Source organism: Flavobacterium sediminis (genome assembly GCF_003148385.1).
Taxonomy (GTDB): Bacteria; Bacteroidota; Bacteroidia; order Flavobacteriales; family Flavobacteriaceae; genus Flavobacterium; species Flavobacterium sediminis.
The window spans coordinates 1316621-1332695 of record NZ_CP029463.1 but is presented as its reverse complement, the minus strand read 5'-3'; the positions used below and the strand labels follow the sequence as shown (position 1 = coordinate 1332695).

At 35.6% G+C, this 16075-nt stretch carries 12 protein-coding genes; 6 read left to right on the top strand and 6 right to left on the bottom strand.

The features are described 5' to 3' along the window. The first annotated feature begins 33 nt into the window (after positions 1-33). The gene (locus tag DI487_RS06145) at positions 34-2856 is read left to right on the top strand and encodes a M4 family metallopeptidase (protein ID WP_109568847.1); all 2823 of its coding nucleotides are present in this window, start codon (positions 34-36) and stop codon (positions 2854-2856) included. 65 nt (positions 2857-2921) lie between these two features. Continuing rightward, entirely contained in the window at positions 2922-5012 is a 2091-nt protein-coding gene (locus DI487_RS06140) for a M13 family metallopeptidase (protein WP_109568846.1), read from the top strand. A 511-nt stretch (positions 5013-5523) separates the two neighbouring features. Here DI487_RS06140 and pyk read toward each other — a convergent pair. From pyk to DI487_RS06115, 5 genes are all read right to left on the bottom strand, one after another. Then, a complete protein-coding gene (gene pyk, locus DI487_RS06135; RefSeq protein WP_109568845.1) occupies positions 5524-6954 on the bottom strand; it encodes a pyruvate kinase in 1431 nt (476 codons plus the stop codon). Positions 6955-6960: 6 nt separating this feature from the next. Then, on the bottom strand, positions 6961-7431 hold the full coding sequence (locus tag DI487_RS06130) for an IPExxxVDY family protein (protein ID WP_109568844.1): 471 nt from the start codon (positions 7429-7431) through the stop codon (positions 6961-6963). 102 nt (positions 7432-7533) lie between these two features. Then, positions 7534-8280 carry a ribonuclease III gene (gene rnc / locus DI487_RS06125; RefSeq protein ID WP_245896542.1) on the bottom strand — a complete coding sequence of 249 codons (747 nt, stop codon included), beginning with the start codon at positions 8278-8280 and terminating at the stop codon, positions 7534-7536. A gap of 4 nt (positions 8281-8284) precedes the next feature. Next, positions 8285-9538 carry a beta-ketoacyl-ACP synthase II gene (fabF, locus tag DI487_RS06120; protein ID WP_109568842.1) on the bottom strand — a complete coding sequence of 418 codons (1254 nt, stop codon included), beginning with the start codon at positions 9536-9538 and terminating at the stop codon, positions 8285-8287. Positions 9539-9798: 260 nt separating this feature from the next. Beyond that, on the bottom strand, positions 9799-10035 hold the full coding sequence (locus DI487_RS06115) for an acyl carrier protein (RefSeq protein ID WP_002988156.1): 237 nt from the start codon (positions 10033-10035) through the stop codon (positions 9799-9801). 174 nt (positions 10036-10209) lie between these two features. On the opposite strand from DI487_RS06115, the gene purN reads away from it, so the two are divergent. The 4 genes from purN (at position 10210) to DI487_RS06095 (ending at position 14946) form a co-directional block, all read left to right on the top strand. Continuing rightward, positions 10210-10770 carry a phosphoribosylglycinamide formyltransferase gene (purN, locus tag DI487_RS06110; protein ID WP_109568841.1) on the top strand — a complete coding sequence of 187 codons (561 nt, stop codon included), beginning with the start codon at positions 10210-10212 and terminating at the stop codon, positions 10768-10770. A 17-nt stretch (positions 10771-10787) separates the two neighbouring features. After that, entirely contained in the window at positions 10788-11429 is a 642-nt protein-coding gene (locus tag DI487_RS06105; protein ID WP_109568840.1) for a ribonuclease H1 domain-containing protein, read from the top strand. 612 nt (positions 11430-12041) lie between these two features. Further along, positions 12042-12971 (top strand): PfkB family carbohydrate kinase, encoded by a 930-nt coding sequence (locus DI487_RS06100; RefSeq protein WP_109568839.1) that lies wholly within the window; start codon positions 12042-12044, stop codon positions 12969-12971. A gap of 76 nt (positions 12972-13047) precedes the next feature. Then, positions 13048-14946, top strand: a complete 1899-nt coding sequence (locus DI487_RS06095; RefSeq protein ID WP_109568838.1) for an amidophosphoribosyltransferase — start codon at positions 13048-13050, stop codon at positions 14944-14946. 431 nt (positions 14947-15377) lie between these two features. Here the strand turns inward: DI487_RS06095 and DI487_RS06090 are convergent, their stop codons facing one another. Next, positions 15378-15986: a superoxide dismutase gene (locus tag DI487_RS06090; protein WP_109568837.1), complete on the bottom strand. Its 609-nt coding sequence runs from the start codon at positions 15984-15986 to the stop codon at positions 15378-15380. Positions 15987-16075 lie beyond the last annotated feature (89 nt).

The window sequence follows — 16075 nt, the reverse complement described above, 5'->3', positions numbered from 1 at the left end:
TTTCAACAACAAAACTTAAATAACCCTAACTATATGAAAACCTCAATGATAATTGTAATAACAGCACTGCTTTTCTCTGTAGGTCATGCTCAGCAAAAAGATAAGCCTGTTACGCATCAAAAATTTGTAAAGATCAGTCGGTCAAATGTGTCTGCTCAACAGGCATTGAACCAATTTTCAAAAGCATACGAATTAAATGATCAAAATCAGTTCAGGCTGATCTCGACTTCCAGAGATAGTAAAGGAAATTTACATCAAAGGTTTCAGCAATATTATAACAACTTTAAAGTTGAATATGGAGTTGCTATTACTCATAGCCAAGATGGAAGTATTATTCTTGTTAACGGAGAGTTGTATAATGCACAAAATTTAAACACTTCTCCTCAGTTAACAGGGCAAGAAGCTTTAGAAAAAGCGAAACAAGATGTTAATGCCTCCCGTTATTTATGGGAAGATTCTGAACAGGCTCAATTGATGGGGTATAAAAAACCGGAAGGAGAGTTGGTTGTGTTTCCGGATCTGAAAGATAATACGGTACATTTAGCATATAAATTAGATGTATATGCAATACAACCAATCTCAAGACAAATCATTTATGTTGATGCAAATAATGGGAAAATCCTTTTTAAGGATGCCGTTATTAAGCATTTACATGAACATGCACACGGTTCAAAAGAAAGTTTTGGAAAAAAAGAGACCAATGCACTTATAGCCGGAACAGCAGCTACACGTTATAGTGGGTCCAGAAATATTGAAACAGACTTCACAGGAACAGAATATAGATTAAGAGATTATTCCAGAGGAAATGGGATTTTAACATACAATTGTCAAACGACAACAAACTATCAGAATGTTGATTTTACCGATGATGACAATAACTGGACAGCAGTTGAATACAACAATTCAGCTAAAGATGACGGAGCATTAGATGCACATTGGGGAGCAGAAATGACCTTTGATTTTTGGGGGAATGTTTTCGGAAGAAACAGTTTTGACGGCAACGGTGCTGCTATCAGAAGTTATGTTCATTATGATTCCGGATTTAACAATGCTTTTTGGAACGGTTCAGTAATGACGTATGGTGACGGAAGCGGAATGGATATTTTTACAGCCATTGATGTTTGTGGTCATGAAATTGGTCATGCCATTTGTTCTTATACAGCTGATCTGGCATATCAGGATGAATCCGGCGCAATGAATGAAGGGTTTTCGGATATATGGGGAGCTTGTATTGAACATTACGGAAGAACAGGAACTATGTCAGGAACAGTAAGTAGTGACGTTTGGCTTATAGGAGAAGATATTAGTTCTACTTATTTGCGTTCAATGCAAAACCCTAATATTAAAGGTGATCCGGATACTTATTTAGGAACGTATTGGTATTCCGGAACTGCTGATAACGGAGGAGTACATACAAATTCAGGAGTATTGAACCATTGGTTCTATATTTTAGCAGCGGGAGAATCCGGAACAAATAACGCTCCGACTCCTGACACCTATAATGTAACAGGTATCGGTTTGTTGAAAGCTGCTGAGATTGCCTATTTTATGGAGAGAGACTATCTGACTTCTAATGCTACTTATGCTGATGCGAGAGCAGCATCAATTGAATTAGCAAGTAGTTTGTATTGCGGAAACAGTCCGGAAGTTATGGCGGTTACTGATTCATGGTATGCAGTAAATGTAGGCGAAACTTATGTTAATGCACCGGATGACGTGGCATTACATGCAATTCAAAACACGAACTTAGTGAGTTGTGACGGAACAGTAGCCGTAAATCCTGAAATTACAATGAAAAATCACGGAACAAATGATATTACATCTGTTGCTATTTCATATAGTATTGATGGAGGAACAGCGACAAATTTAACATGGAACGGGTTGATCTCACCTTGTGGAGAAGAGAATTATTCATTCCCTGTAAGCGGCTTAACAAGAGGAGCTCATGAAATTGAAGTTACAACGACAATAATAAATGACGGTAGAAGCGAGAACAATACACGTTCGGCAATTTTATTGGTAGACGATCAGGGTACAATAGGGGTAGTTAATCCTTTTACAGCAGCTACAGATGCTTTAGTTACATATAACGAAGACAATTCTGCAACACCATGGGTTAGAGGAATCAGAACCGGAGGTAGCCTTTCGGGAGGATTCAATAATTATATTTACAGTACAAACTTAAGTGGCAATTATACTGATATGACAAAAAAATATTTGGTGTCACAATGTTATAATTTAGCCAATGTTAGCGGACCCACGATTAATTTTGATATGAAATATGATCTGGAAGAAAACTGGGACATAGTGTATATAGAATATACTACCGATTTCGGAGCTACCTGGAATGTATTGGGAACAAAAACTTCCGGTTGGTATAATAGCGACAGAACCTTAGCATCATCAGGGGGTAATGACTGTTACAACTGTCCGGGTGCACAATGGACAGGAACTAATACTACAAATACCAATTACTCTTATCCGTTAACAGCATTAAACAATGAAACAAATGTAATATTCAGAATTGTATTCCATTCAGATGAAGCTGTTAATCAGTTAGGAGTAAATATTGATAATTTTGTGATCAACGGAACTTTAGCGGCAGATAGTTTTATGTTAAATAACGAAATTGTTGTTTATCCGAACCCTTCAAAAGGGATGTTTACCGTAAACTTGGGGACGCTGGAAGCAGAGAACATTGAAGTATATGATATTTCCGGAAAGAAAGTATTAGTAAAAGAAAACATTTCCGCAGTTGAAACCAATTTAGACCTAACAGCAGCAGCTCAGGGAATTTATTTTGTAAAAATCAATTCGGATTCGCAAGCAGTTGTAAAACGAATTGTTAAAGAATAGTTGATTTTAGAGAGTTAAAAAACAAAAACTTATATTTGCTTTTTAACTTTCTTTAATTCAAATAAATGAAAAATTATATTATTAAAGGAAGCTTAGGCTTCCTTTTTTTAGCTTCATTCTTAAATTCTTGTAAATCATCGCAGGAATCAGTATCGGTGGCAGCATCAGAGAAGCCGGTTCAAGCGAAGATTGGTATTAATACCGATTATATGGACACTTCGGTAAGTCCGGCTGATGATTTCTTTCGCTATGTAAATGGCAAATGGTTAGATAAAACAGAAATACCTGCTGATAGAACACGTTGGGGAAGTTTTGATGAATTGCGTAAAAATACGGATGATGATGTAATGGCAATTCTGAAAGAGGCCTTAGCAGATAAGTCTATTACTCCTGATTCGGATCAAGGAAAAGCGTTGAGCCTTTATAAATCCGTATTGGATACAATTACCCGAAACAAAATGGGGGTTGCTCCTTTAAAACCCTATTTGGCTAAAATTGATGAGGTTAAAAATGTGAAAGATCTAGTTGCTTTGATTACGGAAATGGAATCAGAAGGAGGAATCGGATTTTTTGGTAGTTACGTGTATACAGATGCTAAAGATAGTAACCGAAATGTAGTATATGTCGGAACCGGAAGTTTAGGTTTACCGGATAGAGACTATTATGTCTCCGACGCGGCTGACACAAAAGAAAAGAGAGAGAAATATGTTGCACATATTACACGTATGTTGCAATATTTAGGAGATAGTGAAGCCTCTGCAAAAAATGCAGCAGAAAAAGTATTAGCATTGGAAACAAAGATGGCAACAGCTTCTTTAGACAGAGTTGCTAGAAGAGACAGAAGAAATACATATAATCCGATGAAAGTTTCCGATCTGCAAAAAATTGTTCCGACTGTAGATTGGAATAATTATTTTGAATCCACAGGAATTGGAGCCATTGATTCAGTAGTAGTTTCGCAACCGAAATACATGGAAGAAGTAGAAACTATTTTTCAGGAAGCCGATATCGATTCGTGGAAAGCTTATTTACGTTGGACTTTATTAAATGATAATGCCGGAGTATTGTCGACAGAAGTTGCCGATGCAAATTGGGAGTTTTACGGGAAAACATTAAAAGGAGCCGTAAAACAACGGCCGGCCGACGAAAGAGCTTTAGCGACTGTTAACGGAAGATTAGGGGAAGCATTAGGTAAATTATATGTAGCTAAAAAGTTCCCGCCGGAAGCAAAGACAAAAGCACAAGCAATGATTGCTAACGTGATGAAGGCTTTTGAGAACAGAATCGACCGCTTGCCTTGGATGACTAAAGAAACAAAAGAAAATGCCAAGTTAAAATTAAATAAACTGACAGTAAAGATCGGTTATCCTGACAAATGGAAAGATTATTCAAAATTAACAGTGACCAGCCCTGAAAAAGGAGGAACTTATTTTGAAAATACAATCCGCTACAGACATTGGTCACACCAAAAGAATATTGAAAAATTAGGAAAACCGGTTGATAAAACAGAGTGGGGAATGTCTCCTCAAACAGTTAATGCTTATTTCAACCCTTCTAATAATGAAATTGTATTTCCAGCGGCTATTTTGCAGCCGCCGTTTTATGATTATAAAGCAGATGAAGCCGTAAATTACGGAGGAATCGGAGCCGTAATTGGTCATGAAATTTCACATGGATTTGATGATTCAGGTTCCCGCTATGATTCTAACGGTAACTTAGTGAACTGGTGGAGCGATGAAGATCTGAAACAATTTACAGGACTTGGAGGAGCTTTGGCAGACCAATATTCAGCTTTACAACCGCTACCGGGAATCTATGTTGACGGTAAGTTTACTTTAGGCGAAAATATCGGAGATTTAGGAGGTGTAAATGCTGCATTTGACGGTTTACAAATTTATTTGAAAGAAAACGGAAACCCAGGATTGATCGACGGATTTACTCCGGAACAACGTTTCTTTATTTCATGGGCGACCATCTGGAGAACTAAGATGCGTGACGAAGCGATTAAGAACCAAGTAAAAACAGATCCGCATTCACCGGGAATGTATCGTGCATCAGTGCCTTTGCAAAACGTTGACGCATTTTATAATACGTTTAATGTACAAGAAGGTAACGGAATGTATGTAGCACCTGAAAGCAGAGTTAAAATTTGGTAATATAGACCCTACAATTAAAGTAAAAAGCCAACTTTATTATTGAAGCTGGCTTTTTTTGTTCTTCTAAAACTTTAACAAAATATACATTTTTTCTGTATCCGAGATAGGTTCAGGCTGTCGTATATTTGTGATGGTTAATAGCAGTAATTTTATTTCTTATCAAGAACATTTAGTCCCGAAATCCTTTCGGGACTTTTTGTTTTTATAGATTTTTAAAATTGTAAAAAATAAAATTTCAACAAAATATAGTTTAATAAAGCAATAATGCTACTTTTTTCAATGAATTTGCAAAAACTCTTTATATTTATTGTATAACCTGTTTAGTTATTTTTAAAGTCAACAACAATGTTAGATGTTTTGAAAAAAAATCTAATATTTCTGAATGGGGGATGCTTTTTTTCTTGCTTGTTGTCTCGATAAAAATCATTAAGTTTAGTAAACGAGGTAATAGAAAAAAATAAAAAGCAGGCAAAAGCCTGCTTTTTAAGTAATCAAAAATTATAAGAGATTTTTATTCGATTTCAGAAACTCTTAAGGTATTTACCATCCCTTTTTTCATGATTGGCATAGCAGCAAGATTAATTACCATGTCGCCAATATTTAGATAACCTCTTTCTTTACAAATATGATTCAGATCGTCAATAGTGTCGTCAGTACTGACAAATTTATCATAATAATAAGCTCTTACGCCCCATAAAAGGTTTAACTGTGTTAAAATACGCTTGTTAGAGGTAAAAACTAAAATATGGGATTTAGGTCTCCAAGCAGAAATCTGGAAAGCCGTATAACCTGAATTCGTTAATGTTGTAATTGCTTTAGCATTGATGTCATCTGCCATAATAGCGGCATGATAACAGATTGATTTTGTAATGAAACGCTTTGTGCGGATATGAGGTGGGTTTAAAGGTACTTTGATCAACGGCGAATCTTCAACGCTCTCAATAATTTTTGTCATCGTTTCAATAACCTGAACCGGATAGTTTCCTACTGAGGTTTCTCCCGAAAGCATAACGGCATCAGCACCATCCATAACTGAATTGGCAACATCATTGACTTCAGCTCTTGTAGGCGTTAAACTTGTGATCATAGTTTCCATCATCTGAGTAGCTACAATTACAGGGATACGGGCTGTTTTAGCTCGGTTTATCAGTTTTTTCTGAATCAATGGTACTTCCTGAGCAGGTACTTCTACACCAAGATCCCCTCGGGCAACCATTAAACCGTCGCAGAAAGCTACGATTTTGTCGATATTTTCAACTGCTTCCGGCTTTTCGATTTTTGCTACGATCGGAATCTTATGATCAGAGTGTTTAGCAATAAGGTCTTGTAAGTCCTCTAAATCTTTCGGAGTTCTTACAAATGAAAGAGCAATCCAGTCAACATTACATTCAATAGCAAAAATAGCATCGCGAATGTCCTTTTCGGTAAGTGCCGGTAGCGAAACTTTAGTATTAGGCAGGTTAACCCCTTTTTTAGATTTCAAAGGTCCTCCTTGAATTACAACAGCTTCTACTTCTGTCTTTTTATCCGTTTTAGTGACTTCAAAGATCAACTTTCCGTCATCAAGTAAAATGCGTTCGCCCGGGTTTACATCATTAGGAAAGGTTTTATAGTTCATGTAAACGCGTTCTGCTGTTCCTAAAATATCTTCTGCAGTAGTAAAGGTGATTTTGTCTCCTTTGTTTACAACAACATCTTCTTTCATTACACCTACACGAAGTTTAGGTCCCTGTAAGTCAGCCAGGATCGATGTAGTATGTCCCATTTCATCATTTAGCTCACGAATCATATCAATTCGTTCCCTTACATCTGTATAATCAGCATGTGAAAAGTTAATTCTGAAAACGTTAACACCTGCTTCGATCATGTCTTTTAAAATGTGTTTTTCACTACAGGCAGGTCCTAATGTTGCTACAATTTTAGTTTTTTTAGTTGTTGGCATTTTTAATTAAAAAATTAAATTATTTTTTGATTTTAGTTTGTCTTGGTTTATGGTATAAGCCATAGTAATAAATTTAATCCGGCTTAATTGTTTAAGAACAATATCTGAGTCAAAAAAAGAATCAGTATTGTCAACTTTTAAGATGTAATCGGCTTTTTTAAATTCAGGTACTAAATGAATAGTGGCATCAACGTTATCAAACAAACTTGCAGTTTGCTGTTTGGTTGTCAGTACACTTTTGTTTTCAACTAAATGCCAGCAGATATCCTGTATTTCATCATCAAAGATAAAATGCTCAAAAGAGCTTTTGCTATCTAAAACACTTACTTCAATTGCATTCGAATTTTTCTGAAGTTTAATATTGAGTAACTGATTAATAAAATAAGCCAATCTGTAATCTTCCAAATTAGAATGAATGGCGATTAATTCATAATCAGTTGAAATAAAATCGTTTATTTGAATTTTATGAATAGCCATTAGTCCAAATTTGCTCCGTAAATATACTATTAATTAGGTACAAAAATGCTACTTTTGGTAAGAGTTAACGATTTTTTATAAACGAAATCGATATAGTCTCGGTTATTTCTTTTGTATTTTTTCCTGTAGCGCAAAAAAAGCACGTTGGGACGCTTTTTCTTCTGCTTTTTTCTTTGAAGTAGCCCGTGCTTTGCCCATTACTTTATCATCGATTAGTAACTTAACACTAAAGTAACGTTGCTCTTCATTTTTAGTGGTGTCATCAACAGCGTCATAATGGAACGTTTTCTTCTCTTTTTGGCACCATTCTATAATTAAACTCTTATAGCTAATGATTTTGCCTTCTAATTGAGCAATGTCTACATAAGGTTCAATAATTTTCTTTTGGATAAATTTTTCACAATAAATGAATCCTTTATCGAGATAAATAGCGCCGATAAAAGCTTCAAAAATATTTCCGTGAATGTTTTCTCCGAAATACTGAGGATTTACTTTGCTTTCAACAAAATCGATTAATTTAAAATCACGTCCCAGTTCGTTAAGGTGTTCCCTGCTTACTATTTTAGAACGCATTTTAGTTAGATAACCTTCATTTCCGGTAGGGACTTTGTTGTAAAGGTGAGCGGCGATCACACTGCCTAACATTGCATCGCCAAGAAATTCGAGGCGTTCATAGTTGAATGGGTTGCCTTTAGCATCTACTTTATTAGTCGATCGATGTGTAAAAGCTTTTTTGTAATAGGTAAGATTGTTAGGTTTAAAACCCAGAATTTCGTAAAGTTGATCAAAAAAAATCCCGTCTTCAGGAGAACGGGAATTTTTGTATATTTTTTTGAAAAGTTTACGCATGGAATTAATCTTCAAATTTTTTGAATAACACACACGCATTATGACCTCCGAATCCAAAAGTATTACTCATGGCTACTTTGACTTCTCTTTCCTGTGCTTTGTTTAAAGTCAGGTTCAAAGAAGGATCGATCTTTTCATCATAAGTTGTATGATTGATCGTAGGAGGAACAATACCGTGTTTGATGGCCATAATAGAAGCAATAGCTTCAATAGCACCGGCAGCTCCCAGTAAGTGACCTGTCATGGATTTAGTTGAGTTGATATTGATGTCTTTGGCATGGTCACCGAAAACAGCCGAAATAGCTTTTAATTCAGCCACGTCTCCAAGAGGAGTAGACGTACCGTGAGTGTTGATATGGTCAACATCTTCGGGATTTATACCGGCGTCTCTCAAACAATTTTCCATTACAGCTATAACCCCGATTCCTTCCGGATGTGGAGCCGTTAAGTGATAAGCATCTGATGATAAACCACCACCGCCTACTTCACAATATATTTTTGCACCACGAGCTTTAGCATGTTCGTACTCTTCCAATACTAATGCACCGGCACCTTCTCCTAAAACAAAACCGTCACGAGTAGCATCAAAAGGTCTTGAAGCCGTTTCGGGTGATTCATTTCTTGTAGAAAGAGCCTGCATAGAGTTAAATCCGCCCATTCCTGCAATAGTTACGGCTGCTTCAGACCCTCCGGACACAATAACATCACACATTCCTAAACGAATGTAATTTAAGGCATCTACAAGAGCATTAGCTGAAGAAGCACAAGCAGAAACGGTAGTGTAGTTAGGTCCCATAAACCCATTTCGCATAGAAATGTGTGCAGGAGCAATGTCTGCGATCATTTTAGGGATAAAGAACGGACTGAAACGTGGCGTTCCGTCTCCTTGAGCATAGCTCATTACTTCATCTTGGAAAGTTTGTAAACCTCCGATACCGGCACCCCAGATGACACCAACTCTTTTTTTATCTACATTTTCCGGTGTTATTCCGGCATCTTTTATAGCTTCATCACTGGCAACTATAGCATACTGCGAAAATTTATCCAGTCTTCGTACTTCCTTACGGTCTATAAAATCTTCAACGTTGAAGTTTTTAACTTCGCAGGCAAATTTTGTTTTATGTTTCTCGGTGTCATAATAAGTAATAGGTGCAGCACCACTTTTACCGTTTATTAAGCCATCCCAGTATTCTTGAAGGGTATTCCCTATAGGAGTTAAAGCCCCAAGACCTGTAACTACAACACGCTTTAATTGCATAAACTAGATTTTTATGTTATATAAAAAAACCCAAAGTGCTTTTAAGGTAACTAAAAGAAACAATGGGTATTACATAATGCTTTATTTAATGATTGTAATACAATCAATGTTTTTAAAATGAATAAAATTTCAAATGCAAATGTAGTAATTACATTGAAAAAATATTAGCGAAAGCTTAGAAAATCAGTTGCTTTTTGGGTTATAATCAACTGATTAAATAATAACACCCGCAATAAGCTTATTACGGGTGTGTATTAATATTATTTCTTAGCTTCCTCGATGTAAGAAATAGCTTGACCAACAGTAGCAATGTTTTCAGCTTGGTCATCTGGAATTTGAATGTCAAATTCTTTTTCGAATTCCATGATTAGCTCAACAGTGTCTAATGAATCAGCTCCTAAATCGTTAGTGAAGCTTGCTTCAGCTACAACTTCGTTTTCGTCAACACCTAATTTGTCCACGATGATCGCTTTTACTCTTGATGCAATGTCTGACATAATCTTTCAATTTTTTAATTTAATTTGTTGGCAAAAATAAAAAACTTTATTTTAAAACAACATTTTTGACGTTAAATGTGTTTACGAAATTAAAAAAAATAATTCACAAAGTGATTTTTTTTCTGTTTTTTACCAATTATTATTCTTTTTTTTGTGCTGTTAAATCAAGGGGTTATGAGAAGAATAGTAATCTTTGCTTCCGGAGCAGGTTCTAATACCGAAAAGATTATTTTGCATTTTAAAAATTCTACTTTTGCAAAGATTTTTGCTGTTTTTTCCAATAAAGTTAATGCAGGAGTTTTAGAAATTGCAAGAAAAAACGGTATAAAAAGTATTGTTTTTGATAGAGAGGAGTTTGAAAATGGTGGCGTTACACGACAAATTGAGGAAATTAAACCGGATTTGATCGTCTTGGCCGGTTTTTTATGGAAATTTCCTGCTGATATTATAGCCTTGTATCCTGATAAAATTATAAATATTCATCCGGCATTGCTTCCGAAATACGGAGGAAAAGGAATGTATGGAAAATATGTTCACGAAGCGGTTCTTCATAATAAGGAAAAAGAAACGGGGATCACAGTGCATTATGTGAATGAACATTATGACGAAGGAGAATATATTTTTCAAAAAGTAGTTAATATAGAACAATGCACTTCATCGGAAGAAATTGCACAAAAGGTTCATGAACTGGAACATGAGCATTTTCCGAAAATTATTGAGAAGTTGTTACAATAAAAGGCTTATCCGATATTATAGTGGGAAAAAAGAAAAAATATTATACTGTTTGGAGAGGACACCATACCGGAGTTTTTGAAACATGGGAAGATTGTCAGGCTCAGATTAAAAATTATCTGGGGGCACAATATAAATCATTTCCTACTTTTGAAGAAGCTAAAAAAGCTTATAAAGACGACTACAAAAATTATATAGGTAAACCAAAGACGTTTAAAAGCGAGCTTGATAAAGCTCAACTTCAAAAGATCGGTTTGCCGAACTATAACTCTATTTCAGTGGATGCTGCGTCCAGTGGTAATCCGGGAATAATGGAATATAGAGGAGTGGATACTAAAACGAAAAAACAAATTTTCATTCAAGGACCGTTTGAAGAGGGGACCAATAACATCGGTGAATTTTTGGCCATTGTACACGGATTAGCATTTTTAAAAAAGCACCAAAGTAATCGTATTATTTATACGGACTCCAGAACAGCAATGAGCTGGGTAAAAAAAAAGAAATGCAATACAAAATTAGAACCTACAGCAAAGAACAAATCTCTTTTTGAGCTCATACGACGGGCAGAAATCTGGTTAGAGAAAAACACCTATACTACGCCAATAGTTAAATGGGAAACTAAAGCCTGGGGAGAAATTCCGGCTGATTTCGGGAGAAAATAACCAGACTTTTAAAGTTTAATCAAGGGAAACCCTTAGATTAAAATTCGACAATTACCCTTAAAAAATCCCTAAAACATTTGGGCAATTTTGCCATGTAAATTATTTACACGCTTTTATTTACAAGTGCTTTCTGTTTAAATAATTGCGATTCTTCAGGTACGGGATCAGGTGATGTGTCGTTTTATAAAATCACTTTTGATGGAATAACTTATGAGAGTGAAATGCTAAGTAGTGCAATGGCAACTTTTACTGAACTCACTGCCTTAAATGCAGTGCGAGACTTTATTAGGTACTTTTAACAAGATGAAGAACTAGAATGCAATCACATTTTTTATGAATTGCATGATTTGAAATTGAAGGAAACACCCCTCAGGGGAGGGGATAAAGACCATAGCCCAAATAGGAATTAATGATCTGAAGACTTGATTAACTTGGTTTTATAGTTTTTCAAAAGTATAAAAAAACTAACAGATTTACTTTTAAGAATTAAGGAAACGAAACCTTGTTTCAGAACAGTTTTTGTTTACTTTTTAAGTTGTTTTCGTAAAATTTAACTTTTGCAACTCTGCTGAGAAAAGATTATCTTTGCACCTTATTTTTTATAGAAATTCAATGAACAAATTATTGATTGTAGGAACGGTAGCTTTTGATGCTATCGAAACTCCTTTCGGGAAAACAGATAAAATTTTAGGAGGTGCGGCAACGTACATTGGTTTAGCTTCTTCTTTTTTTAATGTCGATGCAGGAATTGTATCCGTTGTAGGGGAAGATTTTCCAAAAGAATATTTAGATTTATTAGAGAATAAAGACGTAAATATCGAAGGTGTAGAAGTGGTTAAAGGGGGAAAAACATTCTTTTGGAGCGGAAAATACCACAACGATCTGAACTCTCGTGATACTCTGGTAACGGAGCTAAATGTTTTGGCTGATTTTAATCCTGTAGTTCCGGAAGCCTATAAAAATGCGGATGTAGTTCTGTTAGGTAACTTACATCCTTTGGTTCAAACAGCTGTTTTAAATCAGTTGACTGAAAAACCAAAGTTAATTGTATTAGATACAATGAACTTTTGGATGGATAATACATGGGATGAATTGATGGAAGTGATTAAGCGTGTAGACGTGATAACCATTAATGATGAAGAGGCTCGCCAACTTTCTGGAGAATATTCTTTAGTTAAAGCTGCTGAAAAAATTCATGAAATGGGGCCGAAATACGTTGTGATCAAAAAAGGAGAACACGGTGCATTATTGTTCCACAAAAAAGAAGTATTCTTCGCGCCGGCACTTCCGTTGGAAGAAGTTTTTGACCCCACAGGTGCGGGAGATACATTTGCCGGTGGTTTTGCCGGATACATTGCCCAAAGTGAGAATATTTCATTTCACAATATGAAAAACGGGATTATTTATGGATCCAATCTGGCTTCCTTTTGTGTAGAACAATTCGGAACCAAACGAATGGAAGATTTAAAAAGAGAAGATGTTAATACCCGTTTAAAACAGTTTAAAGCATTGACTCAATTTGAAATAGAATTAGACGAGTAAGATTATGCCCCGATTTTTCGGGGCATTTTTAATTTAGATTTTAAAAACAAACCAATAACAAACAACACAACAACTCATGAGCGACGCTATTAAACACGAATGTGGTATTGCTTTACTTCGATTATTAAAACCATTAGAATATTATAAAGAAAAATACGGATCAGCTTTCTACGGAATACAAAAAATGTATCTGTTGATGGAAAAGCAGCACAATCGCGGACAGGACGGAGCCGGTCTGGCTAGTATAAAATTTGATATGGAACCCGGCCAACGATACATCAGCAGAGTGCGCTCCAATGATGCCCAACCGATAAAAGATGTTTTTACTCAAATCAATGACCGTATCAACTTTGAGCTGGAAGAACATCCGGAACTTCATGATAATGTTCAGTTGCAAAAAGAAACTATTCCTTATATAGGTGAACTGTTCTTAGGTCACGTTCGTTATGGAACATTCGGAAAAAACAACATCGAAAGCGTTCACCCTTTTTTACGCCAGAATAACTGGATGCACCGTAACCTGATTGTTGCCGGTAATTTCAATATGACCAATGTTAGAGAATTATTTCAGGATTTGGTAAATCTGGGGCAACATCCTAAAGAAATGGCAGATACCGTTACGGTAATGGAAAAAATAGGTCATTTTCTGGATGATGAGGTTAACGATGTGTATAAAGAATGTAAAAAAGAAGGACTTTCAAAAATGGAAGCGTCAGCGGCTATTGCTGAAAGATTAAACATACAGCGAATATTAGAGCGTGCCTCAAGAAACTGGGACGGAGGCTATGCAATGGCTGGATTACTAGGGCATGGTGATGCTTTTGTGATGCGTGATCCCGCAGGAATACGTCCTACATATTATTATCAGGATGATGAGGTTGTAGTTGTAGCTTCTGAGCGTCCTGTAATTCAAACTGTTTTTGATGTGCCTTTTGATAAAGTTCAGGAATTAGATCCCGGTAAGGCTATAATCGTTAAAAAAAGCGGAGATGTTTCAATTAAAGAGATCAGAACTCCTTTAGTTAAAAAAGCATGTTCTTTTGAACGGATATATTTTTCAAGAGGTAGTGATGCGGAAATCTATCAGGAACGTAAAGATTTAGGAAAAAGAGTTTTTCCGGCGGTTTTGAAAGCTATTGATAATGATACAGACAATACAGTATTCTCATATATACCTAATACAGCTGAAACTTCCTTTTTCGGTATGTCCGAAGCTGCTCAGGATTTTTTAAACCAAAGGAAAGCAAAAGCCATTTTAGAAGCGAAAGGACAACTGACAGACGAGCAATTGCATAAAATATTGGATGTTAAGATCCGAACAGAGAAGATTGCGATAAAAGATGCGAAGCTTAGAACCTTTATTACTGAGGATAGCAGTAGAGATGACTTGGTAGCGCATGTTTATGATGTGACTTACGGAGTGGTTAAACATACAGATCATCTGGTAATTATTGATGATAGTATTGTGAGAGGAACAACTTTGAAGCAGAGTATTATTAAAATGATGGATAGACTAAGGCCTAAAAGTATTGTAGTTGTTTCTTCTGCACCACAAATACGTTTTCCGGATTGTTATGGTATTGATATGGCTAAGTTAGAAGGGCTGGTGGCATTTAAGGCAGCACTTGAGCTCTTAAAGGAAAGAAATATGCACAATCTTATCGAAGAGGTTTACCAAAAATCAAAAGCACAGGAAAATTTCTCAGATGCAGAAGTGGTCAATTATGTAAAGGAGATCTATGCTCCTTTTACAGATGAGGAAATATCAGACAAGATTGCTCAAATGTTGACTCCGCCAAACACAAGTGCTACTGTTAAGGTTATTTATCAAAAAGTAGAAGATTTGCACAAAGCATGTCCGAAAAATTTAGGAGATTGGTATTTTACCGGTGATTATCCTACAGCGGGAGGAAACCGGGTAGTGAATAGAGCGTTCATGAATTTTTATGAAGGGAAAGATGCTCGCGCTTACTAATTTATTGTATTTTGTCGATTTTTTTAAGCATTTGTCAATTTTTTTAGGATATAATTTAATTATCGCCATATCTTAGCACTACCAGAAAATTAGTAGGTTAAGTTTTATGGTAGATTTGGGGGCAAAAAGGTGAAAGAAATTTCACCTTTTTTTTGTTTTTAACTTAGATATATTAAAAAAAGAGTTTTAAAAATGCAGTTTATCGGTTTTTTGTGTTGTTCAACAATTTTTTTATGAAATAATTTAGATGTCGCCATATCTTAGCACTACCAGAAAATTAGTAGGTTAAGTTTTATGGTAGATTTGGGGCAAAAAGGGTGAAAGAAATTTCACCTTTTTTATTTTTACTTAGTAAAGGAACTGAAAGAAAAAGGGAGAACATTACATAATGTTCTCCCTTTTTTAACTAAAAAATATAAAATCAATAAAATTTATTTTTCAGTAGCAAAACGTCTGGCTACTTCAGTCCAGTTAATTACATTGAAGAAAGCTTCAATATAATCCGGTCTTCTGTTTTGATAATGTAAATAGTAAGCATGTTCCCAAACGTCTAATCCTAAGACTGGGTTTCCTCCACAACCGATACCCGGCATTAAAGGATTGTCTTGGTTAGCAGAAGAGCAAATTTCTAACTTACCACCTTCGTGAACACATAGCCAAGCCCAACCACTACCGAAACGAGTAGCAGCCGCTTTTGAAAACTGATTTTTGAATTCTTCAAACGAACCGAAATCTCTGTCAATAGCTTCAGCTAATTCACCGGTTGGAGCGCCACCACCATTAGGACTCAAGATGGTCCAAAATAAATTGTGATTGTAATAACCACCTCCGTTATTTCTAACAGCAGTGTTATTCATGTCCAGATTAATTAAGATGTTTTCGATTGTTTTACCTTCTAAATCTGTACCTGCAATTGCATTATTAAGATTAGTAGTGTATCCGTTGTGATGCTTTGTATGGTGAATTTCCATGGTTCTTGCATCAATATGTGGTTCCAATGCATCGTATGCATAGGGTAATTTTGGTAACTCAAATGCCATAATATTATATTTTTAGATTATTAATATTTTTCCCAAATTTACGAAATAAACTTTGTTCTGTAAAATAGATAGTTTTTATATCACCATAA

Coding starts and splice junctions, on each gene's coding strand:
- DI487_RS06145 (WP_109568847.1), top strand. CDS start 34: ATGAAAACCTCAATGATAATTGTAATAACAGCACTGCTTTTCTCTGTA.
- DI487_RS06140 (WP_109568846.1), top strand. CDS start 2,922: ATGAAAAATTATATTATTAAAGGAAGCTTAGGCTTCCTTTTTTTAGCT.
- pyk (WP_109568845.1), bottom strand. CDS start 6,954: ATGCCAACAACTAAAAAAACTAAAATTGTAGCAACATTAGGACCTGCC.
- DI487_RS06130 (WP_109568844.1), bottom strand. CDS start 7,431: ATGGCTATTCATAAAATTCAAATAAACGATTTTATTTCAACTGATTAT.
- rnc (WP_245896542.1), bottom strand. CDS start 8,280: ATGCGTAAACTTTTCAAAAAAATATACAAAAATTCCCGTTCTCCTGAA.
- fabF (WP_109568842.1), bottom strand. CDS start 9,538: ATGCAATTAAAGCGTGTTGTAGTTACAGGTCTTGGGGCTTTAACTCCT.
- DI487_RS06115 (WP_002988156.1), bottom strand. CDS start 10,035: ATGTCAGACATTGCATCAAGAGTAAAAGCGATCATCGTGGACAAATTA.
- purN (WP_109568841.1), top strand. CDS start 10,210: ATGAGAAGAATAGTAATCTTTGCTTCCGGAGCAGGTTCTAATACCGAA.
- DI487_RS06100 (WP_109568839.1), top strand. CDS start 12,042: ATGAACAAATTATTGATTGTAGGAACGGTAGCTTTTGATGCTATCGAA.
- DI487_RS06095 (WP_109568838.1), top strand. CDS start 13,048: ATGAGCGACGCTATTAAACACGAATGTGGTATTGCTTTACTTCGATTA.
- DI487_RS06090 (WP_109568837.1), bottom strand. CDS start 15,986: ATGGCATTTGAGTTACCAAAATTACCCTATGCATACGATGCATTGGAA.